Annotated in this window: 8 protein-coding genes; all 8 read left to right on the forward strand. The window is 72.0% G+C overall.

What is annotated here, in order from left to right:
* The coding region (locus LE548_RS43560) for an acyltransferase domain-containing protein (protein WP_225102586.1) at positions 1-2,075 on the forward strand (2,075 nt) is incomplete at its 5' end.
* Complete coding sequence (locus LE548_RS46315) at positions 2,072-3,571, forward strand: FAD-dependent monooxygenase (RefSeq protein ID WP_308031151.1); 1,500 nt, start codon at positions 2,072-2,074, stop codon at positions 3,569-3,571. The genes LE548_RS43560 and LE548_RS46315, both read left to right, overlap by 4 nt.
* Before the next feature lie 405 nt (positions 3,572-3,976).
* The gene (locus tag LE548_RS43570) at positions 3,977-5,218 is read left to right on the forward strand and encodes a cytochrome P450 (RefSeq protein ID WP_225102587.1); all 1,242 of its coding nucleotides are present in this window, start codon (positions 3,977-3,979) and stop codon (positions 5,216-5,218) included.
* Positions 5,215-5,436, forward strand: coding sequence for a ferredoxin (locus tag LE548_RS43575; protein ID WP_225102588.1), 222 nt, complete (start codon positions 5,215-5,217; stop codon positions 5,434-5,436). The genes LE548_RS43570 and LE548_RS43575 overlap by 4 nt, the downstream gene beginning before the upstream one ends.
* Positions 5,433-6,899, forward strand: coding sequence for an MFS transporter (locus LE548_RS43580; protein WP_225102589.1), 1,467 nt, complete (start codon positions 5,433-5,435; stop codon positions 6,897-6,899). The genes LE548_RS43575 and LE548_RS43580 overlap by 4 nt, the downstream gene beginning before the upstream one ends.
* A gap of 202 nt (positions 6,900-7,101) precedes the next feature.
* The gene (locus tag LE548_RS43585; protein WP_225102590.1) at positions 7,102-7,914 is read left to right on the forward strand and encodes a hypothetical protein; all 813 of its coding nucleotides are present in this window, start codon (positions 7,102-7,104) and stop codon (positions 7,912-7,914) included.
* Positions 7,915-7,940: 26 nt separating this feature from the next.
* Positions 7,941-11,111, forward strand: a complete 3,171-nt coding sequence (locus tag LE548_RS43590; protein ID WP_225102591.1) for a non-ribosomal peptide synthetase — start codon at positions 7,941-7,943, stop codon at positions 11,109-11,111.
* Positions 11,108-11,899, forward strand: coding sequence for an AfsR/SARP family transcriptional regulator (locus LE548_RS43595; protein WP_225102592.1), 792 nt, complete (start codon positions 11,108-11,110; stop codon positions 11,897-11,899). The genes LE548_RS43590 and LE548_RS43595 overlap by 4 nt, the downstream gene beginning before the upstream one ends.
* Positions 11,900-11,928 lie beyond the last annotated feature (29 nt).

Below are 11,928 nucleotides of genomic sequence, written 5' to 3' on the forward strand. Positions count from 1 at the left end.
GGACGCTGCATGTGGATGAGCCCTCTGCGCACGTGGACTGGTCCGCGGGCACGGTCCGGCTGCTGACCGAACCCCGGCGGTGGCAGTCCTCCGGTCCGCGCCGGGCCGGGGTGTCCTCCTTCGGGATCAGCGGCACCAACGCCCACCTGATCCTGGAGCAGGCCCCCGAGGAGGACCGGCCCACCGCCGTGGAGACGGCGGCGCCACTCCTGCTGTCGGCGCGGTCGCCTCAGGCGCTGCGCGACCAGGCGAACCGGCTGCGCGCGCACCTGGCGGCGCGACCCGGGATCGGCATGGGTGATGTGGCGTACACACTGTCCACGGCCCGTACGGTGTTCAAACACCGCGCCGCCGTCCTGGGCGCCGACCGCGATGCACTGCTCACCGGACTCACGGCCCTGGCCGAGGGCCGGGAGGTGCCGGGCGTGGTGCGCGGGAAGGCCGTCACCAAGAGCCGTACGGCATTTCTCTTCACCGGTCAGGGCGCCCAACGTGTGGGAATGGGCCGGGAATTGTACGAGGGCTTCCCGGTGTTCGCCGCAGCCCTGGACGAGTTGTGCGGGCATCTGGACCCGTTGCTGGGACGGTCGCTGCGGGAGGTGATGTTCGACGGCCCGGCCGAGACGCTGGACCGCACGGCCTTCACCCAGCCCGCGCTCTTCGCGTACGAGGTGGCACTGTTCCGGCTCGTCGAGTCCTACGGCGTACGTCCGGATGTGCTGATCGGGCACTCGGTCGGGGAGCTGGCGGCGGCGCACGTCGCCGGCGTGCTGTCGGCCGGGGACGCGTGCGCGCTGGTGGCGGCGCGCGGGCAGCTGATGGAGGCTGCCACGTCGGGCGGAGCCATGGTCGCCGTCCAGGCTTGCGCCGAAGAGGTGGCCGCCTCACTGCCGGAGGGGGATGCGGTGGCGATCGCCGCGGTCAACTCGCCCGGCTCCACCGTCGTCTCGGGCGACGCCGTGGCCGTGGTCGCGACGGCCGAGCACTGGCGGGAACGCGGCGCCAGGGTTCGCCGGCTGTCGGTCAGCCATGCCTTCCACTCGGCGCATATGGACCCGGCCCTCGACAAGTTCCGCGGGGTGGCCGCCACCGTCGAGTTCCGGCCACCGGTTCTGCCGGTCATGTCCGACCTGACCGGCGAGGAGGCCACCGCCGAGCAGCTGACGTCCCCGGACTACTGGACCCGGCACATCCGCGAGACCGTCCGCTTCGCCGACTGCGTCCGCGGCGCCGAGGCCCGCGGAGTGACCGCCTTCCTGGAGCTCGGGCCCGACGCGGTCCTCGCCCCGCTCGCCGCCGAATGCCTGTCGGCCGACGCCCTGTCCGCCGACGCGCTCACCGCTCCCGCCGTGCGGCGCGACCGGTCCGAGGCGCAGAGCCTGCTCGCCGCCCTGTGCCGGCTCCACCTGCACGGAGTCGCGGTGGACCGGTCCGCGCTGGTCCCGCCGGCCGGCATCGTCGAGCTGCCGACGTACGCCTTCCAACGGCGCCGGTACTGGTTGCGGGACACGGCTGCCGAGCCGGGCGAGCGGCTGGACGGCTGGTTCTGGACGGCCGTGGGGAACGGCGACACCGAGGCGCTCGTCGACACCCTCGGTCTCACCCCCGGACAAGTCGCCGCCGCCGAAGGACTGTTGACCGCCGCGCGGCGGTGGCGCGAGGAGGCGCTGAGGGCGGTCGCCGTACTCGATGGCCCACCGTCGGCGGGGGACGCCCGGGAAGGCGGCGCGGACGGTCTGCCGCAGAGTCCCGACGCGCTGGCCGAGTGGCTCGCGGGGCACGACCGTGCCGGCCGGGAGGGCCTGTTGCTGACCCTGGTCCGCACCACGGCGGCCGAGGTGCTCGCGCTGCCCGGTCCCGACGATCTCGACCCGGAGGCGGACTTCCTCGACGTCGGGTTCTCCTCGCTGACCGCCGTGGAGCTGCGCAACCGGCTGTGCACCGTGACCGGCCTGCCACTGCCGCCCGGTGTCATCTACGACCTGCCCACCCCGCGCGCGGTGGCAGCCTATCTGGACGAGGAACTGGGCGAGAGGGAAGCGGTGGGCGAACCGACCCCGGAGGCGACGGCGTGAACGACACCGTGGTGATCGCCGGCGGGGGACCCGCCGGCCTGATGCTGGCCTGTGAACTCCAGCTGGCCGGGGTGCCCGCCGTGGTGCTGGAGGGCCGGCCGGTGCGCGAGCGGTCGTCCGGCGGGATGCTGCTGCACGCCCGCTCGGTCGACGCGCTACGCAGACGCGGCCTGGCGGACCGTTTCCGCGACGCCACCACACCCGTCTGGCCGCGCACCCACTTTGCTTTCCTGTGGCTGGATCTGTCCGAACTCGGCGAGACCGACTACGACCTGATCGTTCCGCAGTGGCGTACCGAGGAGCTCCTGGAGCAGCGCGCGGTGGAGCTGGGCGTGCGCGTCCTGCCCGGCCACCGGCTCACCGGGCTGCGTCAGGACGCCGACGGAGTTGCGGTCCGGGTGCGTTCCGCCGCGGGGGAGCAGGTGCTGCGCTGCGCCTATCTGGTGGGGTGCGACGGCCCGCACAGCACCGTGGCGGAGCTGGGCGGTTTCGCCTTCCGGACCCTTGCGCCGTCGTACTACGGAGTGATCGCCGACGTGGCGGTGTCCGGCGACGCCCAGGAGCACTTCCGGGCCGGCGTCCATCCCGACGGCCAGTTCGGCGTGCTGCCCATGAACCCCCGCGATCCGTCCGAAGTGCGGCTGATGACTGTCGAGTTCGACCGCGAACCGCCGGCCGCCGACGTTCCGGTGACCGCCGAGGAGATGCGCGCCGCGATCCGCCGGATCACCGGTGCCGACGCCGACTTCGCCGAGCCGCGCTGGATGACCCGGTACGGCAGCCCCACCCGGCTGGCCACCTCCTACCGAAGGGGACGGCTGCTGCTCGCCGGAGACGCCGCTCATCCCCATCCCCCGTCCTCCGGAAACGGTTTGAACACGGCCCTGCACGACAGCGTGAACCTGGGGTGGAAGCTCGCCGCGACGATCCACGGCTGGGCGCCGCCCGGCCTGCTGGACACGTATCACGACGAGCGGCACCCTGTCGGCCGCCGGGCGTGCCTGCGCGCGCTCGCCCAGGTACCGCTCCAGCACCCGCCGGAGCGGGCGGAGCCACTGCGCGAGCTGTTCGCCGAGCTGATCGAGTTCCCTGAGGTCAACCGGCACCTCGTCCAGGCCGTCACCCGGGTCCGCTACCCGATCGCCTACCCCGGCCTCCCGGCCAAGGCCTCCCCGCTGCTCGGCGCCACGCTGCCCGACGTGACCCTGCGCACCGCGGACGGCGAGGTGGAGGCGGCGGGGCTCCTGGCTGGCGGCCGCGGGCTGTTGCTGTCCCTCGGCGTGGACGAGGCCCCCGACCTCACCGGGTGGGCGGACCGCCTGGACGTCGTCCGCGCGGACGAGGCCGAGGACCTGGACGCCCGATGGCTGCTGGTCCGGCCGGACGGACACATCGCCTGGGTCGACACCGGTGAGGGAGACCGGGAGGGGCTGCGGGCCGCGGTGACGACCTGGTTCGGACCGGCCCGGAAGCCGCGGACCGCCCGCAGGGTCTGACCGGGCGGCGTCGCCGTGGGCCGACCGGGCGCCCGCGCAAGGGGGACCGGACAGCGCTGGCCGGGAACTGTCGCACCGTCAGGGACGGCCATGGCAGCGCTCCAGGGCCCCTCTCGCGGCACCCGGTCGCCCATCGGACGAGATCCGGGGCGGCCTCCCGGCGGCAGCGGCGCACCGTCCCTACCAGAGCCGCCGCTGGTCACGGCGCGTTTCACCACACTGCGCACGGCTCGGCCCGCCTCCGGCCAAGGGCCGGCCCACCCAACGGCCGGGGCCGTCGGTGCCCTGCCACAGGCGTTTGGTCCGCCTTAAGGGCGGCATTAGAAGCCGCCTCCATCCTGGCTGAAGATGCACCGTGTGCGGCCGGTCGCCGTACGCGGTTCGGACGTCGGAGGGAGTTGGCGGATGGACCAGACGGCGGCGCAGCAGGGGTGCCCGGTGGCACCGGGCACCCCCGAGGAGCAGGTACGGAGATGGAGCACCTACCAACCGTGGCTCCAGGCCGACCCGGTCGGCGCGTGGCACGAGCTCCGGGAGTACGGACCGGTGCTGCGCTCCGAGGAGTTCGGCGGCTACTGGATCCTCACCCGGTACGCCGACATCGAGTGGGCGGCCCGCAATCCCGACCTCTTCTCCAGCGCCGACATCGGCATACCCAACCGCCAGATATACAAGGACAAACTCATCCCGATCCAGCTCGACGGGGAGGACCACCGCAAGTGGCGGCAGGCCCTTTCGGCCCTGTTCAACCCCGCTGTGGTCAACCACATCACCCCGCAGATCCGCGAGGCGGCCGTGGATGCCGTCGAGCCCATCGCCGCCCGCGGCTCCTGTGAGTTCGTCGAGGACTTCGCGGTCCGGCTGCCCGCCGAGACCTTCCTGATCAACTTCGGCATCGACCGCTCCCACCTGCCGGAACTCCTCGACCACAAGAACTGGTTGCGCCGCGAGGGCCTGCCCAACGCCAGGAACGACGAGGAACTGCACGCGGCCGGCCGGCCACTGTGGGAGTTCTTCAGCGCCGCCGTCGACGCGCGCCGCGCCGAGGGCATCGAGGGCCGGCGTGATGTCATCAGCTCACTGCTGCGCGCCGAGCACGAGGGCCGGCCGCTGACCCAGGACGAGATCGTCAACATCATCCTGATGACGATGTTCGCCAGCCTGGACACCTCCAACTCGCTGCTCAGCATGGTCTTCCGGCACCTCGCCGAGCACCCCGGGACCCAGCGCACGGTCGTCGAGGAACCGCACCGCCTCCCGGCCATGGTCGAGGAACTGATCCGCCACGAGGCGATGGTCTCCACCGCCCGTGTGGTCACCCGGGACGTCGAACTGCACGACGTCAAGCTCCGTGCGGGCGACCGGGTCCTGATGTCCTGGGGCATGGCGGGACTCGACCCCGAGGTCTTCGAGAGTGCCGACGAGGTCGACTTCGACCGGCAGTCGGTGCGCCACCTCGCCTTCGGGATCGGCCCGCACCGCTGCCTCGGCATGCATCTCGCCCGCCGGATCGTCAAGGTCGCGCTGGAGGAGTGGCACGCCAGGATCCCGGAGTACCACATCACCCCCGGCACCGAGCCGGTCTCCCGCTACTCGCCGATTCGCGGTCTGGACCGCCTGGACCTCACCGTGGGGGCGGCCCGATGAGCGATCGGATCGGCATCCGGGTCGACGCCGAGGTCTGCCAGGGGCACGCCCTGTGCCATGCCATGGCGCCCGAGGTCTACGAGATCGACGAGAACACCGGCTTCAACGGCATGGGGGAGTTCGAGGTGCCCGAGCGGCTGCGCGGTCCGGCCGGGCGTGGTGCCGCGGCCTGCCCCGAACGTGCCATCACCCTGCTGTCCGAGGCGGTGGAGCGATGAGCGAGCCCTCGCTGCTGTCCCAGAACACCGGTACGGAGGACACCGCGACTCCGGTACGGCATCCCGGTGTCACCCTCGCGGTGATCATCAGCTGCCAGCTGATGATCGTCGTCGCGACGACCGTGGTGAACATCGCGCTTGCCGGCATCCGGGAGGACCTCGGCTTCTCGCCGACCGACCTGTCCTGGGTCGTCAACGCCTACATGCTGACCTTCGGCGGCCTGCTCCTGCTCGGCGGCCGGTGCGGTGACCTGCTCGGCCGCCGGGCGGTCTTCCTGACCGGCATCGCGATCTTCACCGCCTGCTCGCTGCTGGCCGCGCTCGCGCCGACGGCGCCGGTGCTGCTGGCGGCCCTGGTGGGCCAGGGGCTCGGCGCCGCGCTCGCCGAGCCGACCTCGCTGGCGATGCTGGCCACCACCTTCGCGGAGGGCCCGCAGCGCAACCGCGCGCTCGGCGCATTCTCCACCGTGGCCGGCGCGGGCACCGCTGTGGGGATGATCCTGGGCGGCCTGCTCTCCCTGGCCTCCTGGCGCTGGACCCTCTTCCTCAACGTGCCGATCGGCATCGCCGTCCTGCTGGTCACCCCGAGGTTCGTCGCGGAGTCCGAACGCCGGCCCGGCCGGTTCGACCTCGCGGGCGCTCTGACCTCCACGGCCGGCATGGCGGCGTTGGTGAACGCCTTCATCCAGGCGCAGAGCCACGGTTGGACCGACCGGGCCACGCTGCTGTCGGGGGGAGCGGCCGTACTGCTGCTGGCGATCTTCGTGGTGGTCGAGTTGAGGGCCGAGCAGCCGGTGGTGCCGCTGCGCCTGCTGGCCCGGCGCGAGCGCGCGGCCGCCTATGCGGACACCCTGCTGGTCGGCGCCACCGTCTCCGGACTGTTCTTCTTCCTCACCCAGTTCCTGCAGACGGTGCTGGGCTACAGCGGGCTGCGGGCCGGCTTCGCCTTCCTGCCCCTGGCCGTGCTCATGGTCGTCTCCGCGGTCGCCGCGCCGCGCCTGCTGGCCCGGCTGGGTGCCCGGCCGCTGCTGGTCGTCGGCGCGGCGGTGCTCGGCGCCGGGACGTTCTGGTTCTCCCGCATCACCGAACACACCGGCTACGCGAGCGGGTTGGCCGTTCCGCTGGTCCTGGTCGGTCTCGGGCTGGGGCTGACCATCATGCCGCTCAACTCCATCATTCTGGCCGGGGTGTCCCGCGGCGAGGCCGGTGCCGCCTCCGGGCTTCAGCAGGCCATGCTCCGGGTGGGTGCCTCGCTGGGCCTGGCCTTGCTCGTCACGGCGGGCGGGGGCGGCTCGGGAGCCCATCCCCATCGCGTGCCCCCGCCCGGTGCGGGTCACCGCGCACTCGTGCACAGCATTGAGACGGGATTCACGGTCGCTACAGGTTTCGTTCTCTGTGCACTGGTTCTCGGGCTGCTCGCATTTCGGAACGGACCGGCCAGCCCCGCTCGAAACGCCAACTGACAATCATTCCGGAAAGCAATTCGACTGTTACGGCCGAGCGTGCGAATGCTAAGTTGCCGCCGGGTTCTCTTTCGCGCGAGAAATTCTACCGGTTTGGAGTTATGCATCTCGCACTCATTGGAATGAGGTATTCCATTCACCTCGCCAGGTAAGCGGCAGTAAAAGATTCCTCAAATCCGTCTCTAGAGTTCGGAATGGAACGATGACCGCGAACGCATGGAATGTTCTGAGCGGCACGGGAACCGCCGCGACAGTGCTGGCCTCCGACTTTCCGGCGACCGGCCGCACCGTCGCCGGCTTCGGCGACCTGGTGCGCGAGCTCGGCGATGCCGCGCCCACCGTCTGGGAGACCGCCCCGCCCCGCCCCGGCCGGGAAGCCGGAATGACCGGAGACGACTATCTCCGGCACTGGGAGCCCGGCGCGAAGTCCGCCGGTCCGGTGAGCGCGGTGCTCGGCTTCTGCGTGGGCAGCGTGTTCGCCGCCGGGCTGGCCGCCGAGATCGGCCGCCGGCAGGGGAAGGCACCGCGTCTCGTCCTGTTCGACCCCGAGCGGCCCGACGCCGACCTGCTGCACCGCCACTACCACGAACTCATCGGTGGTCTCGCCCCGATGCTCTCCGCGGACGAGATCGACGAGGCGCGCCGCGTCGGCCAGGACACCCGGCGAGCACACACGGCCATGCGCCCGCTGGCCGAGGAACTGTGCGAGCTGTTTCGCAAGTACGGCGAGCCCGCCTTCCGGCGCACCGGCCTGGACGCGGAGCGTGGCGCCGAAGTCGTCGCCACGTTCGCCTCCTTTCTCGGCTACCTCGTCGCCGCCTCCGACCTCGACCCGCGCCAGGCCTGGGCGGACGCGGTCGCCATCAGCTCCGCCACGCCGCACAGTGGCCTCAACGCCCTCCCCGCACGGGAGCGTTCGGCGCTGGTGGCCCGCGAGATCTCCTTCGAACTCCCGCACACGGAACTGCTCCGCGACACCAGCGTCGCGCGAGCGGTGTCCGAGCTTCTTGCGTGACGGTGTCCGTAAGGGAAGGAACAGCAATGCAACCGTTGGGAACAGGGGCATCCACCGAGGTTCGCGGCCTGGACAGATCCGAGGCCGCCGGCCGTAAGGAGGAAGCCCTCTGGCTGCTGGAGCGACTGGCTCCGCGCAGCGCGGCCAACAACCTGTCGGTCGCCTTCCGGGTGGACGGCGGACTCCAGGAGTCCCCGTTGCAGGAGGCCCTCACCCTCCTGGTGCGCAGACATGAGGTGCTTCGCACCGTCTACCGGGCCTCCGGGGCCCACCTCACCCGGTCCGTCCTCGACCCCTCTGCCGTAAGCCTCGTCCCGCGCGTGCTCACCACGCGCCCGGAGGACCTCGACACCGACCTGACGGCCTTCGTCGCCGAGCGCTTCCCGCTCGACGGCAGCCTGCTGCTGCGCGCCGCCGTCTTACGCGGTGCCGACGGTGACGTGTTCTGCCTGGCCGTTCATCACCTGGTGTTCGACACCCTCTCGGGTGTCCCCTTCCTGTCCGAACTGGCCGAGGCCTACGACGCGCTGGTGGGCCGCGGTGTACCACCGCCGGCCCTGCTGGAGCCGGTGCCGGTCCTGGTCGAGCCCGAGCCGACCGAGGAGAGCCTGGACTTCTGGCGCAAGCAGCTCGCCGACTACGACCTCGGCGCCCTCGACCTGTGGTGCGGGGTGCCGGACGCCGCTGAACCGACCCTGGTCGGCGACCGGGTGCTCTACGACCTGTCCGAGGCCGCCCGGGCGGCGGTGAAGCGACTCCAGCGAGAGCTGCGGGCCCCGGAGACGGCCGTCCTGCTCGCCGCCTACCAGCTGCTGCTGGCCGCACACGGTGCCGGACTCGACCTGGCGGTCGGTTCGCCCGTGGACGTACGCCCGCGTGAGGCGGCGGACGCGATCGGCTATCACGTGAACGTGCTGCCCCTGCGGGCCCGCGTGACACCCGAGCAGACGGTCCGCGCCTTCGTCCGTGGCACCCGTGACGTCTTCTTCGATGCCCTGGCGCACGCCGACGTCCCGGTCGACCACCTGACCCCGCTGGTGCCGCGCGGCGGCTCCGGCTGGCGGAACATGCTGTTCCGGCATCTGTTCAACTATGTGCCCGGCAGCGTCCTGCCCCGGTTCACCATCGGCTCACTGCAGGCTGAACCGCTGGTGGTGGAGAACGGCTTCAGCAAGTTCGACCTGGAGTTCTTCGTGGTCGCCGCACCGGACCTGCTGCGCGTCCGGGCGGTCTACTGCACCGATCTGCTGACCCGTCAGGACGTCGAACTGCTCCTGGAGCGCTACGACGCCCTGCTGGTCCAGCTGGCCGAGGATGCCGAGCGGCCGATCGGCGCGTTGCGGGTGTGGGCCGACCGGGACCGCGAGGTGATCGCGGCAGCCAACCGGACCCAGGCGGAGGTGGGTTCGGAATCGGTCCTCTCGGCGTTCACCGCCGGGCTCCTGGCCCGCCCGGACGCCCCGGCGATGCATACGGCGGACGGCGCGACCAGCTACCGGCAGCTGTGGCACGCGGCGCTCACCGTACGGGAGCAGCTGACCGAGGCCGGGGTGCAGGGCGGCGACGTGGTCGCCGTCGCCGCCCAGCGCGGCCCCGAACTGGCCGCGGCCGTCCTCGGGAGCTGGCTGGCCGATGCCGCCTACCTGCCGCTCGACCCCGAGCATCCCGAGCAGCGGATCGCCTACCAGCTCGCCGACTCCGGCGCCCGCGCCGTCCTCGCCGGGCCGGGAGTCCATCTGCCGGGCGCGGGCGACCGGACGGTGCTCACCCTGGCTCCGGCCGGTGACGCGCCGGCCCGGCCGCTGCCCGCCGAGCCCGTGGCGGCCGACCCCGCCGCAGCCGCGTATCTCATCTACACGTCGGGCTCGACCGGTCGGCCCAAGGGCACCGTCGTCGGCCACCGCGCGCTGGCCAACCTCGTCGCACACTTCGGGACCGAGCTGGACGCGGGCCCGGACACCACCGTGGTCTGGCTGACCACCTTCTCCTTCGACATCTCCGGGCTGGAGCTGTACGTCCCGCTCGCGTACGGCGGCAGCGTCGTGGCCGCCCCGGACGCGGCCCGCACCGACGGCGGTGTCCTGCGTGAGCTGATCGAACGGCACGACGCGGACGTCGTCCAGGCCACTCCCACCACCTGGCGGTTGGTGCTGGAGGAGGCCGGGCCCTCCCTGCGTGGCCGGCGCGTCCTGTGCGGCGGCGAGGCGGCGCCACAGCCGCTGGTGAAGCGGCTCCTGGCCACCGGCTGCACCCTGCACCACGTCTACGGCCCCACCGAGACGACGATCTGGTCCACCTCGGGGATCCTTCGACCGGGCGACCCCGAGCCCGCCGGGATCGGTCGGCCCATCGCCAACACCCGGGTCATGGTGCTCGCACCGGACGGCACCGAACTGCCGATCGGTGTGCGCGGTGAGCTGTGCATCGGCGGCGACGGTGTCGCCCACGGCTACCACGGCAGACCCGAGCTGACCGCCGAACGGTTCGTGGACGACCCCCAGCGGGGCCGCTACTACCGGACCGGGGACCTGGCCCGCTGGCGGGCCGACGGCACCCTCGAACTGCTCGGCCGGGCCGACCGCCAGATCAAGCTGCGCGGCAACCGGATCGAACCGGGCGAGATCGAGGCCGTCCTGCTCGCACACCCCTCGGTCCGTGGCGTGGCGGTCACGCTGGTCGGCGATCCCGACACCGACGCGGCCCTGGTCGCCTTCGTCGAACCAGCCGGCGCCGAATCCGCCGGTGCGACGGGGGACCTGGTGGAGCGGCTCTGGGAGCACGCCCGGGCCGAGCTGCCGCGCGCCCTGGTACCGCAGGAGTTCCTGGTCCTGGACGCGCTGCCGACCACCCTCAACGACAAGGTGGACTACCCGGCGCTGACGGAGCTGGCCCGCGCGCGGCGCGCCGAGGCCGCGTCCCAGGGGCCGGCGGACGACACCGCGGACGCGTTGGTGCGGGACCTGATCGGGCTGTGGCAGCGCGTGCTGAACCGCCAGGACATCACCGCGGACACCAACTTCTTCTCCCACGGTGGTCATTCACTGCTCGGGGCGCTGGTGGTGCAGGAGGCCGAGGCCCTCCTCGGGGTGCGGGTGGCACTGTCCGAACTGTTCGAGAATCCGACGCCGTCACGGCTGGCCGGACATCTGCGCGCGGCCGGAGGGGACCAGACAGAGGGAAGGCGGGAGAGCGAATGAGGTACCAGGTACTGGGGCCGCTCCAGGTCATCGACCGCGGCGTCGTCCGCCAGATCAGCGCACCGAAGATGGAGAACGTGCTCGCGACCCTGCTGGCCCGTGGCAACCAGGTTGTCTCGGTGCCGCAGCTCACGCTGGAGATATGGGGCGAGAACCCGCCCCGGCGGGCCACCTCGGCGATCCACGTCTACATATCCCAGCTGCGTAAGCTGCTGTGCGGAGCCACCTCTGACGAGTGCCCGCGCCCGGTCGGTCCGATCGTCACCTCGACATCGGGCTACCTGCTCCAGGTGAAGCCGGACGACCTGGACTGCCGGGTCTTCCAGCGGCTGGTGCAGCGCGGGCGCGCCGAACTCACCGCACGACGCTTCACCGCGGCCAGTGCGACCCTGTCCGGGGCGCTCGACCTGTGGCGCGGCTCGGCGTTCGGCCGGCTCGGCAACGGGCCCATCGTCACCGGGTTCAGCGACTGGCTGGAAGAGCTGCGTCTGGAGTGCATCGAGATGCAGATCGAGGCCGAACTGGCCCTCGGTCACCACCGCGAGCTGGTGGGCCGGCTGTACCGGCTGATCTCGGAGTACTCGCTGCACGAGGTCTTCTACGCGCAGCTGATGCGTGCGTTGTTCGCCTCCGACCGGCGGGCCGACGCGCTGGCCGTGTACGCGCAGGCCGCGGACGTGCTGCGCAGTGAGCTGGGCCTGGAACCGGGTCTGCGGCTGCGCGAGTTGCAGCGCGTGGTGCTGATCGCGGACAGCCGGCACCGCGTGGCGCTGGCACCGGCGGTCTGACGGAACATGAGGGTCGGGCCCCGGGGGCG

The sequence above is a fragment of the Streptomyces sp. CoH27 genome (assembly GCF_020181035.1).
GTDB lineage: Bacteria > Actinomycetota > Actinomycetes > Streptomycetales > Streptomycetaceae > Streptomyces > Streptomyces camelliae.